Source organism: Poseidonibacter parvus, assembly GCF_001956695.1.
Taxonomy (GTDB): domain Bacteria; phylum Campylobacterota; class Campylobacteria; order Campylobacterales; family Arcobacteraceae; genus Poseidonibacter; species Poseidonibacter parvus.
In genome coordinates this window covers 661,841-678,600 of sequence record NZ_CP019070.1, presented here as the reverse complement: position 1 = coordinate 678,600, position 16,760 = coordinate 661,841, and the positions used below count along the sequence as shown (strand labels likewise).

The following is a 16,760-nucleotide window of genomic DNA, read 5'->3' as shown; positions in this document are numbered from 1 at the left end:
CTCTTTAAAGGGTATTTATATCATATTTTATTACCAAAAGTCACAATTTTATATTTTTAAAATTTTTATGTATATTTTATGTACTTTTAGAAAAATATAATATACAATATATATCGAAGAAGGTTATAAAATTATGCTATCTATTTGCTATGATTTTTAATTATAATCTTTCACAACTTTATAAAGTAGAAAGGATAACGTAAAATGGGTTTAATCGAAAGTATTAAAGAGAAAGCAAAATCAAATTTAAAGACTATTGTTCTTCCAGAGACAGAAGATGAAAGAGTACTTAAAGCTGCTCAACAAGTATTAGATGAAAAAACAGCAAATGTTGTTTTAATTGGTAATGAAGAGACTATTAAAACTCAAGCTGCATCTTGTGGAGCTTTTATTGGTGGAGCTACAATTATTGATCCTAAGTCATTTGATGGTATTGAAAAATATATTGATGAGTTAGTTGAACTTAGAGCAAAAAAAGGTTTAACTAGAGAAGAAGCTACAGAAATCATGACTACAGAACCAAGATTTTTTGGTTGTATGATGGTAAGACTTGGCGATGCTGATGGTTTAGTTGCTGGTTCAAACTCACCGACTGCTGATGTTTTAAAAGCTGCAATTCAAGTTATTAAAACAGCTCCTGGTATTAAAACAGTATCATCTGCTTTTGTTATGGAAACAGCTGATGGTAAATTTGGAGATAATGGTTTAATTCTTTTTGCAGATTGTGCTGTATTACCAGATCCAAATGCTGAGCAATTAGCTGATATTGCATCTTCAACTGCTGCAACTGCTAGTTCTGTAGTTGGTTTAGATCCAAGAGTTGCAATGTTATCATTCTCAACAATGGGAAGTGCTAAGCATCCATTAGTTGATAAAGTACAAAATGCTGTACAAATCTTAAAGGATAGAAACGTTGATTTCGCTTTTGATGGTGAAATGCAAGCAGATGCTGCAATTGTTGAAGCTATTGGAGCAAAAAAAGCACCAGGTTCAAAAGTTGCTGGTCATGCAAATGTATTAGTATTCCCAGATTTACAAGCAGGAAACATTGGATATAAATTAGTTCAAAGATTTGCAGGAGCGGATGCTCATGGACCAATTGTTCAAGGTTTAGCAAAACCTGTAAATGATCTTTCAAGAGGTTGTTCAGTAGAAGATATCTCAAATTTAGTTGCAATTACAGCAACTCAAGCATAACAATTAAATTAAACTAAAAAAAAGGAAGCAAATATGTTAGTATTTATTTTAAACGCAGGAAGTTCGTCATTAAAGTATCAGTTAATGAACCCAGTAAGCAAAGAAGTTTTAGCAGTAGGGCTATGTGAAAGAATAGGAATTGATGGTGTTTTAAAACATGAATTTGGTGATGATGCAAAACTTAAATTAGAAGTTGCAATGCCTACACACAAAGAAGCTATTGAATTAGTATTAAAAACATTATGTGAGGGTGAAGGTAAAGTTATTGATTCAATTAATGATATTGATGCAATTGGACATAGAGCTGTTCATGGTGGAGAAGAATTTGCTTCATCTGTAATGGTATCTCCAAAAGTAATTGAAACAATGAAAAAGTTAATTCCTTTAGCTCCTTTACATAATCCAGCAAACATTATGGGAATGGAAATTTGTCAAGAATTAATTCCAGGTAAACCTAATGTTGCTGTATTTGATACTGCATTCCATCAAACAATGCCTGATTATGCTTACATGTATGCATTACCTTATGACCAATATACTAAACATGGTATTAGAAAATATGGTTTCCATGGTACTTCACATTACTTTGTATCAAATGAAGCGCAAGGTATGTTAGACAAAAAACACAATACAAGAGTAATTGTTTGTCATTTAGGAAACGGTTCATCTGTATCTGCTGTTTTAAATGGTAAATGTATTGATACATCAATGGGTCTTACTCCTGTTCAAGGTTTAATGATGGGAACTCGTGCTGGTGATGTTGGTGCTGGTGCACTTTCATATATGATGAGTCAAGAGAATTTAACTATTGATGGTGCTTTAGATGTAATGAACAAAAAATCAGGAATTTTAGGAATCTCTGGAAAATCTTCAGATTTAAGAGAAGTTCTTGAAGGTATGCAAGCTGGTGATGAAAGATGTAAATTAGCAGTTGAAATGGTAGCATATAATATCAAAAAATATGTTGGAGCTTATGTTGCTGCACTTGATGGTGTTGATGCATTATGTTTCACAGGTGGTATTGGTGAAAACTCAGCATTAATCAGAGAAATTGTTTGTGCTGGTCTTGATGGAATGGGATTAAATATAGATCCAACTAAAAATAATAAAAGATCACAAGAGCCTAGAGATATTGCTACAAATAGTTCTACTGCTAGAATCTTTGTTATTCCTACAAATGAAGAGTATGTTATTGCAAATGATACATATAAAATCGTTACAGGACTTGAAAAGTAATTCAAACATAAAAAAAGCAGATAGTTTAAAACTATCTGCTTTTGTCTTCTTTAAATCAAAAGAAACTTTCTAATAAGCTTTTAATCCACTTACAAAATTCATTGAAATAGATGAAACAGTTTCACTAATAAATTTATCAATAAACTTATCAAATTTATCTTGTTTTTGCCAAATAGCAATATCAACTTCTGCTAACTCAACAATTGCTTTCTCTGCACTTGAAACAGTAGCTACCTCATCAACTAAACCAACTTCTTTTGCTTGAGATGCAGTAAATACTTTTGCATCAGCAAATTGCGTGTGATTTTTAACATCAAGTTTTCTAGCATTTGCAACATCTGTGATAAACATATTATAAGTATCATCAATTATACTTTGTAATTGTTCTTTTTCATAATCAAACCATTTTCGTGTAGGAGTCCCTGATTCTTTATATTTTCCAGCTTTTACAGTTTGTGTAGAAATTCCAATTTTTGCCATTAACTCTTCAGTGTTAACACCTTGCATAATAACTCCAATAGAACCTACCATTGCACCAGGATTTGCAATAATTTTATCACTCCAAATAGAAGCATAGTAAGAACCACTTGCAATTATTCCACTTGCATATACAACAACAGGTTTAATTGCACTTAATTCTTTGATGGCATATGCTAATTCAACAGAAGGAGCAACTGCACCACCTGGAGAATTAACTTCTAGTAGCACACCTTTAATATTTACATTTTGTTTTGCTTTTTGAATTTCACCCATGGTTTTACTAACATCTAGAATTGGACCAAAAAGTTCAATTTTTTGTAAATTAGCAACTTCAAAAGTGCCATTTTGGTTCATTTTATCATTTGGTGAGTAAACAACAAAATACATTATTGTTAAAAATACTATTGTTTTAAAATATTTTGTAATAAAGTCTAATATTGCAATAATTGGTGAAAACAATATTTTAAAAAAATTAAACAAACTCTCCTCCTATTATAGTTTTATTTACAGATTTAGTATGTAAAATAATTTGCATCGCTAAATCTTCTTTATCTTCAATTTCATCTGGTAATTTAAAAGATATTATATCTGCGTCTTTTTGTTTTTCTAAACTTCCTTTATTCAATCCTAAAGCAATATTACCATTTAAAGTAGCAGCTTTTAAAAGAGTTTTAGAAAATTCGATTATATTTTCATCTACATGAATCATTAAAGCAGTTCTTAACTCATCAAACATAGATAAAGAGTTATTTGAACTCAAACCATCAGTTCCAATAGAAAACTTTATATCTTTTAATTTTGATAAATCTAATTTACTATTGTTAAGCACCCTATTTGATGTGGGACAGTGATTAATAACTGCATTCAAAGATTTTATCTTTTCAAAGTCAGCATTACTTGCTTCCACACAATGTGTGAAAGAGAGTTTTTTAACATTTGAGAATTGTGTTAAAAACTCCATAGGTTTTGTAACCGCTGTACTTTGATTTAAAAAGTTTTTAAAAAAATCTATAAATAAACCTTCATTTTTATGTAACCATTCAAACTCTTCACTTGATTCTAAAAAATGACTTGAAACAGCAAGATTCTCTTTTTTTGCTAATGCTAAACTCTCTCTTACTAAAAACGGATGCACTGAATAAGGAGAATGAATAGCAACAGCTGGAATAAAACTTTTTGAAGAGCACTGTTTAGCACTTTCAAGTCTACTTTTAAAATCAGCAAACAATGTATCAGCCATATCTGCCTTACTTCCAATTATTTCACAAAAAAATACAGTATTAATAGGTGATTTTACACATGGTTCTAAATCAAATGAATAAGATGAAATTGCACCAATTGTTGTAGTACCTGTTTTTTTCATTCTATCAAGTTTTGTAGAAATTAATTTTTGAGTAGCTTTTTCTATTAAAGTATCTCTATTTTTAATAACAGAGTTTAACCAATCTAAAAAGTTACCATATTTTAATGTTGTTGTATTTGCGCAAAATTCTAAATGAACATGAGAATTAATAAGTCCAGGCATTAAAACAGAGTTTGCTTCTGCTTCTTGTATTTCTTCATTTGGATATTTTTTTTGGATATTTGAAATTGTATCAATATCAATAATTTTGTCAGAAAAAACAATAGCACCATTTTCAATGATGCTAAAGTTTTCATCGCAGGTAATAACCCACTTAGCACTTAATATATTCATTTATATTGAATTATTCAGTTACTTCTTGTTGTTGAGCTTCTTCAACAGCTTTAATTTCAGAAATAATTTGCATTAATGCAATTAATCCCATGTGGTAACCAAATGGTCCAAATCCTGAAATAACACCAGTAGTTGCGCTTGCAGTTACAGATTTTTGTCTAAACTCTTCTCTTTTGTAAATATTTGAAATATGTACTTCTACTGTTGGAAGTTCAACTGCACTTAATGCATCTTTAATAGCAATAGATGAGTGAGAATAAGCAGCTGGATTAATCATAATTCCATCTACAGTTCCTAAACATTCTTGAATTCTATCAACTAATTCACCTTCTAAGTTTGATTGGAAAAACTCTAATTCAACTCCATTTTGTGAAGCTGCGTTTTTTAATTGATCGTGAATTTGTTCTAAGTTCATTGGACCATAGATGTGTTGCTCTCTAATACCTAACATATTTAAGTTTGGTCCTTGAATTACGGCTATTTTCATATTATATTCCTTTTATAAAATTTAGGTAAGATTATATTTAAATTAACGTTAAACCATACCAAAGGAAAGAGATTTTATGAAAAATTTTATTTTATTAAATGAGAATGCTGTATATTTTGAAGCTTCTTTTTCTTGTGATAATGTACTTTTTTTATCACTAAGTGGAGATAATTATTTTATTACAGATGCAAGATATACAACAGAAGCAAAAGAGTTTACAAAAAACTGTGAAGTAATTGAGTCATCAAACTTAATAAAAACAGCACAAGAAATATTAATCAAAAACAAAATTAAAAAAATAGTATTTGATCCAAATGATTTTAAATATTCTACTTATGTAAAATTGTCAGAAAATATTAAAACAACTCTTATTCCAAAAGAGAACTTTTCAAAATTAAAAAGAATAATAAAAACAGATGAAGAAGTTAAAATATTAAAAAAAGCAGCAAAACTTGGTCGTGAAGGGTTTAAAGATTTAGCTAAATTTATTAGAAAAAATGGCTTTAAACAAAGTGAGCAATATTTATTTTTCAAAGGTATTGAAAAAATGAGTCAAAGTGGAAAACTAGACTTAAGCTTTGATCCAATTATTGCCATAAATGAAAATGCAGCAAAACCACATGCCTTACCTACTTCAAAAAAACTAAGAAAAGATGATTTAATACTAGTTGATGCAGGAGTAAAATATAAAAGGTATTGTTCAGATAGAACTTGTGTTACATCTGCTAATTTTGAAAAACTTACTTTTAAAAGAGAGCAAAAGTTTAAGAACAAAAAACATCAAAAAATTTATGATTTAGTTTACAAAGCACAATTAAATGCAATTGAAAAAGCACGTGTAGGAATGAAAGCCTCTCAAATTGATGCACTAACACGTACTGTAATTGAAAAAGCAGGATACGCAGATAAGTTTATTCATAGTACTGGTCATGGTGTAGGCCTTGATATTCACGAATTTCCAAATATAAATGCTAAATCAGATGTGATAATTGAAGATAATATGGTTTTTACAATTGAACCTGGGATTTATTTACCAAAAGAGTTTGGTGTTAGAATTGAAGATACTGTTGTTATGAAAAATGGTAAAGCTGTAATATTATAAGTTAAAGCTAATAAAGATAAAAGAAGAAAAATTTGAAAAAAAAAATTAGCAAAGATTTAACACTTTTTTATACTCCAAATTTTCCTAAATCTTATAAAAAAGATACAAGAAAAAAATATCATGTAACCATTGGTATTGGGGGAAATATTGGAAATATGAAAAAAACATTTGATAAATTAATCTTATGTTTAAAACAAGATACGAGATTTACTGTACTTAGAACATCACCACTTCTACTTAATCCTCCCTTTGGATTCTTAGAACAAAATGATTTTTTAAATGGTATAATCACGTTTAAAACTAATCTTAGTGCAAATGCTGTATTAAAAGCAATGCAAAGATATGAAAACAAATTCGGAAGAAAGCGATCCTTTCAAGATGCGCCTAGAACCTTGGATATAGATATAATCTTTTTTGATAATAAAAAAATCAATACAGAAAAACTTATTATTCCTCATAAAGATCGGGCAAATAGAGAATCAGTGATTATTCCTTTAGAAGAAATGAAAAGGATATATAAATGAAGAAAAAAGTAGTTGTAGGAATGTCAGGTGGCGTTGATTCTTCAGTTACTGCTTTATTATTAAAGCAACAAGGCTATGAAGTACAAGGCTTATTCATGCGAAATTGGGAATATGGAATTAAAGGTAGCCAATGTCCTAATAGAATCGAGTTTGAAGATGCAAAAAAAGTAGGAAAACTTTTAGGAATTGATGTAAAAGGAATTGACTTTGTTGAAGAATATAGAACAAAAGTATTTGATGTATTCTTAGAAGGTCTAAAAAAAGGTCTTACTCCTAATCCTGATATTTTATGTAACCGTGAGATTAAATTTAATGTATTTTTAAATGAAGCAAAAAAAATGGGTGCTGATATGATAGCAACTGGACATTATGCAAAAATAGCAAAAAATGGTGAGCATTTTGTATTAGATACTCCAAAAGATTCTTCAAAAGATCAAACATATTTTTTACATGCACTATCAAGCGAACAACTTTCACATGCAATGTTTCCACTTGGAGATTTAACAAAGATGGAAGTTCGAGAAATAGCAAGAGAGCATAATTTAAGTGTTAGTGATAAAAAAGATAGCACGGGAATTTGTTTTATTGGTAATCAAAGATTTGATGAATTTATCACACAACATTTAAAAGCAGTACCTGGTGATATTATTGATGAACATGGAAAAATAATAGGAAAACACAAAGGTCTTATTTGTTATACATTAGGTCAAAGAAAAGGTATTGGTCTTGGTGGTATTAAAGAAACAGAAAGTGATGGTCATATTCATAAACCATGGTATGCTGCTAAAAAAGATCTTGAAAATAATACCTTAACAGTTGTTCAAGACACAGTTCATCCACTACTAATGAATGAAAATGTTGAAGCTAGTCATATGCATTGGGTTTTAGAAACACCTGCAAAAGTTGGGGATAAATTAATGGCACAAGTTCGATATCGTCAACAAAAACAAGCATGTACTGTTGTTGAAACTAAAGATGATAAAGTAATAGTAAAATTCGATAAACCACAAAGAGCTGTAACTTTAGGACAAAGTCTTGTTTTATATGATGGCGATTATTGCTTAGGTGGCGGATTTATAAGTGATTATTCTTAAGTGTCTGTAATGAAAAAAAAAGTAATGGTAGGCATGAGTGGAGGAATTGATTCTTCTGTGACTGCTTATATGCTTCAAAAAGATGGCTATGAAATTGAAGGAGTTTATTTAAAACTTCATAATAGAAATGATGGTTATCATGAAAAAAACTTAGAGCATATTGAAGATATAACAAAGTTTTTAAATATTAAATACCATATTTTAGATTTAAGTGATAAATTTACACGTGAGATTTATGATTATTTTGTAGAGTCTTATCTAGAAGGTACAACACCAAATCCATGTGTAAAATGTAATAAACAAATTAAATTTGGTTCAATGTTAAAATTTGCACAAGATAAAGGCTGTGATTTTTTAGCAACAGGACATTATGCTAAAAGTGATGGAACTTTTGTTTATGAAGCTGATGATAAATCAAAAGACCAGAGCTATTTTTTATCACAGGTTGATAAAAAGGCAATTGCTTTCATGAAGTTTCCATTAAGTACTTATAAAAAAGAAGATATTCTTAAATTTGCAAAAGATTTAGATAATGTTTTTGAAAAAATTACACAAAAAAATGAATCTCAAGAGATTTGTTTTGTTGAAACTGTTTATACAGATGTGATTAAAAAACACGCAAATATAGATATGCCGGGAGATGTTTTAGATGAAAAAGGCAATATTGTAGGAGAGCATAAAGGTTATATGCACTATACAATTGGAAAAAGAAGAGGTTTTACAGTAAAAGGTGCACAACATCCACACTTTGTAAAAGAATTAAATCCTAAAACAAATACCATTGTTGTAGGTAAAAAAGAAGTCTTAGAAGTAAATGAAGTTATAGCAAATGGACTTAATATGTTTATTGATGATAAAACTTTTACTGCAAATGTAAAATTAAGATATAGATCAAACGCAAATCCTTGCGAAGTTAAAATAGAAAATAATAAAGCATATATAAAGTTAAAAGAACCCGCATTTGGAGTTGCATCTGGTCAACTTGCAGTTTTTTATGATAATGAAAAAGTTTTAGGAAGTGCGTGGATTGAAAGTACTAAATAATTTAGGAGTTAAACTCCTAAATTATTCTTATATTAAAATGAGTAAGCTAAAGTAGCAGTAGCATAATCACTATCGTTACCAGGAGAAGCTTCTTCATCATATTTTACATATAATAAAGATAATCCTAAGCTATCAGTAATGTTATAAGAAGACATTAAATTTAACTCTTTTTCCTCACCATTTACTGCATAGTCTGTTTCACCATATAATAATCCTAAATCAACTCCTGCAATTGAGTATCCTAAAGAACCATATACTGTTTTTGCATCTGCTGAATAAGTATTTTCACCTTTATCGAATGGAGAAATATTATCACCATATGAATCAATTCCACCTGTTCCACCTGTTTTATCTGTTTTGATATATCCTAAAGCTGCTGAGATTCCTGCAATTGAAGTACTTGCTTCTACATGTCCTATTGATCCATCTGAAATACTATTTGCAGTTCCATATACTGTATCTACATCACTTGCTGCATATTGTGCAACTAAACCAAACATATCTGTAGAGAAACTTGCTTTTAATCCATAGAAGTTAACGGCATCTGGTGCACTATAGAAATAAGGATTTAATTCAACATTTTTTAATCCAGTATATTTCACATCAACTACATATACACCATCTTCTGTTACTTCTGCAAATTCTTCTATTTCATCTTCATCTGCTACTGCTTGTTGGTTTACATAACCTACAACAATTGATGTATTTGGTATTGCTGTAATTCCTGCAACTACTGCTTCATTATAATCACCTAACCATTCTAAATCAATTGCTTGTCTACCAACAGTTAAAGAAAATGCATCAGTTGCATAGCTTACATTTGCTTCTGTCATTACCGCTTTTGCTCCTAATGGAGCTGAATTACCAAATACATGTCCTGCTCTAAATCCAGCTTTTGCTTTTAATCCTTTGAAAGATGCTGTTTCATATGCTAATCCTGTTGTTGCTGCTGCAAAATCACTATCAGGATTTCCATCTTTATTATCTGCTGTAGAACCATATAATGTTATATCTCCTGATACACTACCTGTTTTGAATGCTTCATCTATTGAATCTGCTCCAAATGCCATACTTGTACTTAATAATAAACCACATGTTACTAAACTAATTTTTTTATTCATATAATTTCCTTTTATTTTAATTATTTATAAATATGTACGCGCTACATATTATTTTTTTTAGAAGAACATTAAAATTTTATCAATATTTTTAAATTTAGTATACATAAATTTTGTATACTAAATATACATTTTATTTTTTCTATTCATTAAGTACTATTTAGATAAAATCGCAAATATAAACATATTAATTAAGGGAATTTTCATGTCAAGATATAAAATTTTTAGTGGAACTGCAAATCCTGAGTTTGCTGCAAAGGTTGGAAAGTATTTAGGAGTACCAGTATCTAATGCTAAATGTAACTCATTTAGTGATGGAGAAATGTCTGTTCAAATTACAGAAAGTGTAAGAGGTCAAGATGTATTTATAATTCAACCTACATGTGCTCCAACAAATGACAATTTAATGGAACTATTAATTATGGTAGATGCATTAAAAAGATCTAGTGCAAAATCAATATCAGCAGTAATTCCATACTATGGATATGCAAGACAAGATAGAAAAGCAGCTCCAAGAGTTCCTATTACAGCAAAATTAGTTGCAGATTTACTAGAAGCTGCTGGGATTACAAGAGTTGTAACTATTGATTTACATGCAGCTCAAATTCAAGGTTTCTTTAATATTCCAGCTGATAACTTATTTGGTTCTATTTTATTTGTTGATTATATCAAAGACAAAAAATTAGCAAATCCTATTATTGCAAGTCCAGATATTGGTGGAGTTGCACGAGCTAGATCTTATGCTGATAAATTAGGATACGATTTAGTAATCGTTGATAAAAAAAGAGAAAAAGCTAATGAATCTGAGGTTATGAATATTATTGGTGATGTTGAAGGTAAAGATGTAATTTTAGTTGATGATATGGTTGATACAGCTGGAACACTTGTTAAAGCTGCAGAAGTATTAAAGAAAAGAGGTGCAACTTCTGTAATGGCTTGTTGTACTCATGCTGTTTTATCAGGACCAGCATATGATAGAATTGCAAATGGTGTTTTAGATGAATTAATTGTATCTGACACAATTCCTACACGAAAAGATGCTAAAAAGATTACAGTATTAACTGCATCTGTTATAATTGGTGAGACAATAAGAAGAATTCAAAATAATGAGTCTGTAAACTCGATTTTTATCGCTTAATATACAAATTACAATTTTTTAGCTATAATACGAAAAATTATTAAAATTAAAGGAAAAACAATGAAAAAAATTATTTTATCTACAGTTGCTTGTGCAACAATGATGTTAGCAGCAAATGAGTACAAATATGAAATTACACCTATGATTGGTGGAGCGTATACAGAAGGTAACTTAGGTATGCAACAAAACTACGTAAACGGTGGTTTAGCTTTAGGATTTAATCAAACTGATTCTATGATAGATCAAGTTGAGATTGCAGCATTCAGAACAGTTGAAGATGCAAAGTATTATAACTTAGGTGGAAGAGATACTGGAATTACTAGAGTTTTTGTTAACTTAGTTAAAGATTACCCATTATCTTCAAACTTTTCATTATATGCATTAGCTGGTGCTGGTGTTGAATTCTTTGATGATGAAGCTAATGACAATAATGAAAATGGAATTGTAGGAAACTATGGTTTTGGTTGGAAGTATAAAATTGCTGAACAATTTGCATTAAAAGCAGATGTAAGACACTTAATTGAAGCTGATCATGGAGATAACACTTTATTATATAACTTAGGTTTCTCTATTCCATTTGGACAAGTAGCTAAAGCAGCTCCTGTTGTTGCAGCTCCTGTTGTTGTAGCTCCAATGGATTCAGATAACGATGGTGTAATTGACGCAAAAGACAAATGTCCAAATACTGTTGCAGGTGCTACTGTAAATGCAATGGGTTGTGAAATGGATGATGATAAAGATGGTGTTGTAAATAGATTAGATCAATGTCCAAATACTATTTCTGGTGCAAAAGTTGATACTGTTGGATGTATGACATTAGTTAATTTAAATATTAACTTTGATACTAACTCTGCAGTTGTAAAAGATCAATACAATAAAAGAATTGCTAACTTTGCAAATGCAATGAAAAACAACACAAAATTAAAAGCTACAATTGAAGCACATACTGATTCAGTTGGTTCTGCTAAATACAACCAAAAATTATCAGAAAAAAGAGCAGCTTCTACAGTTGAAGTTTTAAAATCATTAAATATTGATGCATCTAGATTAACTGCTGTTGGTTATGGTGAAACTAAACCAGCTGTATCTAATATGACAAAAGAAGGAAGAGCTCAAAATAGAAGAGTTCATGCTGTTATTACTAAATAATTAGTTTCTTCTTATAAATAAGATTAGGATTAAATCCTAATCTTATTACTTTTTCTCCTCAAAACATCTTCAAAATTAAATTTTATAACATAAAAAAAAACTTTTAATAAAAAAATCAATAAATTTTGCTATAATGAATTAAATTATTTAAATACAAGGAAGTTAAATGAAAAAAATTTTATTAACATCTGCATTATGTGCATCTATTATGTTCGCTCAAAGTGCACCAAGTAGTAACTATAGCTATGAAGTAACTCCTTTTGCTGCAGGAATTTTATCTGATAGTCAATCAAATCTTGCAAATGACAATTATGCAAATGCTGGTATTTCATTAGCTAAAAATTTAAAAGAATCTTTTTTAGACCAAGTTGAACTTGCAATTATGAGAAGTGATAGCCTTAATTATAAAGGTACAACAAATGGAAATACTAATATTAATAGAGTATTTTTAAATGCTGTGAAAAAATTACCATTAACTGAAAAATTAGCTGCTTATGGTTTAGTTGGTGCGGGATACCAAGATGTAACTCAAGAAATAAAAGATCATGATGATTCGGCATTAGTAAACTATGGTGTTGGATTAAGATATGATCTTCCATATTATGGAGTTGCTGTAAAAGGTGATGTAAGACACTTATTTGGATTTAATGACAAATCAAATGATGTAATGTATACACTTGGACTTGCAATGCCTTTAGGTAAAAAATACTCAGAAAATATTGCTGCTAAAGTTCCAGTTATTGAAGAACCTGTTGCTGTTGTACCAGTTGTTGATGGTGATGACGATAATGATGGAGTATTAAATTCAAAAGATTTATGTCCAGATTCACTTCCAGGTGCAGTTGTTAATGAAAATGGTTGTGAAATTGATGATGATAATGATGGAATTGTAAACAGACTTGATAAATGTCCAAATACATCTCCTGATGTTCAAGTTAATGAAGATGGTTGTGTGGCAACAATCAACTTAAATATTAAATTTGATACTATGTCTGATAAAATCAAATCTAGATACAATTCTAAACTTCAAGAGTTTGCAAATTTATTAAATGAAAATACAAACTTAAAAGCTACAATTGAAGCACATACAGATTCAAGAGGTTCTGAAAGCTACAACCAAAGACTATCTGAAAAAAGAGCTGCTTCAACAGTAAGATCTTTAGAAAAATTAAATATTTTACCTTCAAGACTTCAATCAATTGGATATGGAGAAACTCAACCAATTGCTACAAATGATACAGCTGAAGGAAGAGCAGAAAACAGAAGAGTTACAGGTTTAATTAACCAATAACAAACAATAATCTTCTAAAATATATAAGACTTAGATAAATTATCTAAGTCTTTATCTACACAGTAAAACTACTACTTTTAAAATTTAACAATAAACTTACAAAACTTTAGATATAATCGCGATAAATAATAGACATTAAGGATAATAACCTTGCAAGAAAATATTAGAAACTTTAGTATCATTGCTCATATTGATCACGGAAAATCAACACTAGCTGATAGAATAATTCAAGAATGTGGTTCAGTAGCCGATAGAGATATGTCAGCACAAGTAATGGATACTATGGATATTGAAAAAGAACGTGGTATTACAATTAAAGCACAAAGTGTAAGACTTGATTATGTAAAAGATGGTCAAAACTATGTTTTAAACTTAATTGACACTCCAGGACATGTTGACTTTTCTTATGAAGTAAGTAGGTCTTTAGCTTCATCTGATGGTGCACTTTTAATTGTAGATTCAACTCAAGGTGTAGAAGCTCAAACTATTGCAAATGTATATATTGCAATGGATAATGATTTAGAGTTATTACCAGTTGTTAATAAAATTGATTTACCTTCTGCTGATCCTGATAGAGTGTTAGAAGAAGTTGAAGAAGCTATTGGACTTGATTGTACAGAGCACAACTTAATATCTGCAAAAACAGGATTAGGTGTAAGAGATTTAATTGATTCAATTGTCGATAGAGTTCCAGCTCCAAAAGGTGATACAAATGCACCTACAAAAGCATTAATCTATGATTCATGGTTTGATAGTTACTTAGGTGCCTTAGCACTTGTTAGAGTATATGAAGGAAGTATTAAAAAAGGTCAAGTTGTTCGTATGATGAATACAGAACATGAACAACAAGTATTATCTTTAATGTATCCTCATCCTTTAAAAAAGCAACAAACTGATGAAATCAAAACAGGTGAAATTGGTATTGTAGTTCTTGGAATTAAAACTGTAGATATTATTGCAGTTGGTGATACAATTACAGATGCAAAAAACAGAACTCCTCAAGCTATTGATGGTTTTGAACCTGCTAAACCTTTCGTATTTGCTGGAATTTATCCAATTGATACAGATAAGTTTGAAGATTTAAGAGATGCATTAGACAAATTAAGACTTAATGATTCTTCAATCTCTTATGAACCAGAAAGCTCAGCAGCATTAGGAAGTGGATTTAGAACTGGATTTTTAGGGATGCTTCATATGGAAGTAATCAAAGAAAGATTAGAGAGAGAATTTAATCTTGATTTAATAGCAACTGCTCCAACTGTTGTATATGAAGTTTTAAAAGTTGATGGAGAAAAAATCTCAATTCAAAACCCTAGTGAACTTCCTATGCCAAATCATATTGATACAATTTTTGAACCTTATGTAAAAGCAACTATTTTAGTTCCTGATGAGTTTTTAGGAAATGTAATTAAACTTCTTAATGATAAAAGAGGTGTACAAAATAAAATGGATTACATAGGTAAAAGAGTTTTACTAGATTATGATATTCCAATGAATGAAATTGTAATGGATTTTTATGATAGATTAAAGTCAACTACAAAAGGCTATGCATCTTTTGATTATGAACCAATTGGTTTTAGAGAAGGTGTTTTACAAAAACTTGATATTAAAGTTGCAGGTGAAGTTGTAGATGCATTATCTATTATTGTTCCAGAAAATAAAGCCTTATCAAAAGGTAGAGAGTTTATTAAAGCCTTAAAAGAATTAATTCCAAGACAACTATTTGAAGTAGCAGTTCAAGCTAGTATTGGAGCTAATATTATTGCAAGAGAAACTGTTAAATCAACAGGTAAAAATGTAACAGCAAAATGTTATGGTGGTGATATTACAAGAAAAAGAAAACTACTTGACAAACAAAAAGCTGGTAAAAAAAGAATGAAATCTATTGGAAAAGTTAATGTTCCTCAAGAAGCATTTATGGCGGTATTAAAGATTTAATTCTTTAATACCAAAGCTTTACATTTATAATAATAAATAGTATTATTATATATGAAATGTTTAACTTGTGATACTTTATGTTTTTCAATAATTTGTAAAACATGTCAAAAAAACTTCCTCTGTCCCTCTTTTCATAAAAGAGAAATATCAAAAGACTTTTATAATTATTCATTTTATGCTTTTAGTGATATTGAAGATTTAATACTATCAAAATACTATTTTCATGGGGATAGAGTTTTTAATCTATTAGCCAAACTCTCTTTTGCAAAATTTTCTAAAAATTTCAATTATGATGAAAATATTATTGCAATTGCTATTGATGATCATACAAGACATGAGTTTTCTCATACTGCGATACTTGCAAAACATCTTAAATCAAAAATTATAAAACCCAAATATAATATATGTAAAGCTAGAAATATTGTAAAATATGCAGGAAAAGACCAAGAGTTTAGAAAAAACAATCCTAGAAATTTTGAAATAAATGATATCTCTAATCAAAACGTTATACTTTGTGATGATTTAATTACAACAGGTAGCACAATACTTGAAGCAAAAGCAACTTTAGAAAAGAAAAACAATAAAATCCTCTTTTCTTTAACCTTAGCAGATGCTAAACTTTAGTATAATTGCGTTTTAATAAAGGGATTAATGTGATAGGAATTATTGATTATAATATGGGAAACTTAGCAAGTGTTTACAATGCTTGTCATTTATTAGATGCAAAAGCTACAATTATTAAAGATCCAAACGACTTAAAAAACTATGATAGAATCATACTACCAGGGGTTGGAGCATATAAAGATGCAATGCAACACTTAAACGATACTGGTATGTATAGTGCGATTCATGAGTTTTCAAAAAGTGGAAAACCAATGATTGGTATTTGTCTTGGAATGCAACTTTTATTTCAAAGTTCACAAGAGTTTGGACATACTGATGGTCTTGGATTAATTGAAGGTGAAGTAATTAAATTTGATAAAACTAAAATGCATGAAGATTTTAAAATACCTCACATGGGTTGGAATACAATTACTAATAAAGAACATGCACTTTTTGAAGGTTTAAAAGACCCTTATCTTTACTTTGTTCACTCATATCATGCAGTAACAAAAGAAGAAAATATTATTGGAAAAACAACTTATGGTTATGATTTTGTAAGTGCTGTTAATAAAGATAATATTTACGGTTTCCAACCACACCCTGAAAAGTCGCATGATAATGGACTAAAAATTTTACAAAACTTTATGAAGATATAAAAAGAGG

Annotated in this window: 16 protein-coding genes; 12 read left to right on the top strand and 4 right to left on the bottom strand. The window is 29.5% G+C overall.

Translation table 11 applies throughout. The features are described 5' to 3' along the window. The first annotated feature begins 204 nt into the window (after positions 1 to 204). Together pta and LPB137_RS03275 are read left to right on the top strand one after the other, a co-directional pair. A complete protein-coding gene (pta, locus tag LPB137_RS03280) occupies positions 205 to 1,197 on the top strand; it encodes a phosphate acetyltransferase (RefSeq protein WP_076084347.1) in 993 nt (330 codons plus the stop codon). A gap of 33 nt (positions 1,198 to 1,230) precedes the next feature. Further along, entirely contained in the window at positions 1,231 to 2,433 is a 1,203-nt protein-coding gene (locus LPB137_RS03275) for an acetate/propionate family kinase (RefSeq protein ID WP_076084344.1), read from the top strand. A gap of 69 nt (positions 2,434 to 2,502) precedes the next feature. On the opposite strand, the gene sppA is transcribed toward LPB137_RS03275, so the two are convergent. From sppA to aroQ, 3 genes are read right to left on the bottom strand one after another with little or no spacing between them, the layout of a single operon-like run. Then, positions 2,503 to 3,393, bottom strand: a complete 891-nt coding sequence (sppA, locus tag LPB137_RS03270; RefSeq protein ID WP_076084341.1) for a signal peptide peptidase SppA — start codon at positions 3,391 to 3,393, stop codon at positions 2,503 to 2,505. Next, a complete protein-coding gene (gene mqnF, locus LPB137_RS03265) occupies positions 3,386 to 4,609 on the bottom strand; it encodes an aminofutalosine deaminase family hydrolase (RefSeq protein WP_076084338.1) in 1,224 nt (407 codons plus the stop codon). Before mqnF ends, sppA begins: the two co-directional genes overlap by 8 nt. A 10-nt stretch (positions 4,610 to 4,619) precedes the next feature. Continuing rightward, entirely contained in the window at positions 4,620 to 5,096 is a 477-nt protein-coding gene (gene aroQ / locus LPB137_RS03260) for a type II 3-dehydroquinate dehydratase (protein WP_076084336.1), read from the bottom strand. A gap of 76 nt (positions 5,097 to 5,172) precedes the next feature. Here aroQ and LPB137_RS03255 point away from each other — a divergent pair, with 76 nt between their 5' ends. The 4 genes from LPB137_RS03255 to mnmA (LPB137_RS03240) are packed head-to-tail and all read left to right on the top strand — an operon-like array spanning position 5,173 to position 8,860. After that, positions 5,173 to 6,198: a M24 family metallopeptidase gene (locus LPB137_RS03255; protein WP_076084334.1), complete on the top strand. Its 1,026-nt coding sequence runs from the start codon at positions 5,173 to 5,175 to the stop codon at positions 6,196 to 6,198. A 32-nt stretch (positions 6,199 to 6,230) separates the two neighbouring features. Continuing rightward, a complete protein-coding gene (gene folK / locus LPB137_RS03250; RefSeq protein WP_076084332.1) occupies positions 6,231 to 6,722 on the top strand; it encodes a 2-amino-4-hydroxy-6-hydroxymethyldihydropteridine diphosphokinase in 492 nt (163 codons plus the stop codon). Beyond that, the gene (gene mnmA / locus LPB137_RS03245) at positions 6,719 to 7,816 is read left to right on the top strand and encodes a tRNA 2-thiouridine(34) synthase MnmA (RefSeq protein ID WP_076084330.1); all 1,098 of its coding nucleotides are present in this window, start codon (positions 6,719 to 6,721) and stop codon (positions 7,814 to 7,816) included. Before folK ends, mnmA (LPB137_RS03245) begins: the two co-directional genes overlap by 4 nt. Before the next feature lie 9 nt (positions 7,817 to 7,825). Continuing rightward, the gene (gene mnmA / locus LPB137_RS03240) at positions 7,826 to 8,860 is read left to right on the top strand and encodes a tRNA 2-thiouridine(34) synthase MnmA (protein ID WP_076084328.1); all 1,035 of its coding nucleotides are present in this window, start codon (positions 7,826 to 7,828) and stop codon (positions 8,858 to 8,860) included. Between the two features lie 32 nt (positions 8,861 to 8,892). Here mnmA (LPB137_RS03240) and LPB137_RS03235 read toward each other — a convergent pair whose 3' ends face one another. Then, the gene (locus LPB137_RS03235) at positions 8,893 to 9,981 is read right to left on the bottom strand and encodes an Opr family porin (protein ID WP_076084326.1); all 1,089 of its coding nucleotides are present in this window, start codon (positions 9,979 to 9,981) and stop codon (positions 8,893 to 8,895) included. Positions 9,982 to 10,183: 202 nt separating this feature from the next. Here LPB137_RS03235 and LPB137_RS03230 point away from each other — a divergent pair, with 202 nt between their 5' ends. From LPB137_RS03230 to hisH, 6 genes are all read left to right on the top strand, one after another. Next, positions 10,184 to 11,116, top strand: a complete 933-nt coding sequence (locus LPB137_RS03230; RefSeq protein WP_076084324.1) for a ribose-phosphate pyrophosphokinase — start codon at positions 10,184 to 10,186, stop codon at positions 11,114 to 11,116. Between the two features lie 60 nt (positions 11,117 to 11,176). Beyond that, positions 11,177 to 12,265 (top strand): OmpA family protein, encoded by a 1,089-nt coding sequence (locus LPB137_RS03225; protein ID WP_076084322.1) that lies wholly within the window; start codon positions 11,177 to 11,179, stop codon positions 12,263 to 12,265. 166 nt (positions 12,266 to 12,431) lie between these two features. After that, positions 12,432 to 13,556, top strand: coding sequence for an OmpA family protein (locus LPB137_RS03220; RefSeq protein ID WP_076084320.1), 1,125 nt, complete (start codon positions 12,432 to 12,434; stop codon positions 13,554 to 13,556). A gap of 150 nt (positions 13,557 to 13,706) precedes the next feature. Then, complete coding sequence (gene lepA / locus LPB137_RS03215) at positions 13,707 to 15,494, top strand: translation elongation factor 4 (RefSeq protein WP_076084317.1); 1,788 nt, start codon at positions 13,707 to 13,709, stop codon at positions 15,492 to 15,494. Between the two features lie 51 nt (positions 15,495 to 15,545). Further along, complete coding sequence (locus LPB137_RS03210) at positions 15,546 to 16,118, top strand: ComF family protein (RefSeq protein ID WP_076084314.1); 573 nt, start codon at positions 15,546 to 15,548, stop codon at positions 16,116 to 16,118. 29 nt (positions 16,119 to 16,147) lie between these two features. Beyond that, positions 16,148 to 16,753, top strand: a complete 606-nt coding sequence (gene hisH / locus LPB137_RS03205; protein WP_076084311.1) for an imidazole glycerol phosphate synthase subunit HisH — start codon at positions 16,148 to 16,150, stop codon at positions 16,751 to 16,753. The last annotated feature ends 7 nt before the right edge of the window (positions 16,754 to 16,760 follow it).

Excerpts from the sequence above, each read along its gene's own strand:
- LPB137_RS03230 (WP_076084324.1), top strand. The coding sequence starts at position 10,184 with ATGTCAAGATATAAAATTTTTAGTGGAACTGCAAATCCTGAGTTTGCT.
- mqnF (WP_076084338.1), bottom strand. The coding sequence starts at position 4,609 with ATGAATATATTAAGTGCTAAGTGGGTTATTACCTGCGATGAAAACTTT.
- LPB137_RS03255 (WP_076084334.1), top strand. The coding sequence starts at position 5,173 with ATGAAAAATTTTATTTTATTAAATGAGAATGCTGTATATTTTGAAGCT.
- LPB137_RS03275 (WP_076084344.1), top strand. The coding sequence starts at position 1,231 with ATGTTAGTATTTATTTTAAACGCAGGAAGTTCGTCATTAAAGTATCAG.
- aroQ (WP_076084336.1), bottom strand. The coding sequence starts at position 5,096 with ATGAAAATAGCCGTAATTCAAGGACCAAACTTAAATATGTTAGGTATT.
- mnmA (WP_076084328.1), top strand. The coding sequence starts at position 7,826 with ATGAAAAAAAAAGTAATGGTAGGCATGAGTGGAGGAATTGATTCTTCT.
- mnmA (WP_076084330.1), top strand. The coding sequence starts at position 6,719 with ATGAAGAAAAAAGTAGTTGTAGGAATGTCAGGTGGCGTTGATTCTTCA.
- LPB137_RS03220 (WP_076084320.1), top strand. The coding sequence starts at position 12,432 with ATGAAAAAAATTTTATTAACATCTGCATTATGTGCATCTATTATGTTC.
- LPB137_RS03235 (WP_076084326.1), bottom strand. The coding sequence starts at position 9,981 with ATGAATAAAAAAATTAGTTTAGTAACATGTGGTTTATTATTAAGTACA.
- LPB137_RS03210 (WP_076084314.1), top strand. The coding sequence starts at position 15,546 with ATGAAATGTTTAACTTGTGATACTTTATGTTTTTCAATAATTTGTAAA.
- pta (WP_076084347.1), top strand. The coding sequence starts at position 205 with ATGGGTTTAATCGAAAGTATTAAAGAGAAAGCAAAATCAAATTTAAAG.
- LPB137_RS03225 (WP_076084322.1), top strand. The coding sequence starts at position 11,177 with ATGAAAAAAATTATTTTATCTACAGTTGCTTGTGCAACAATGATGTTA.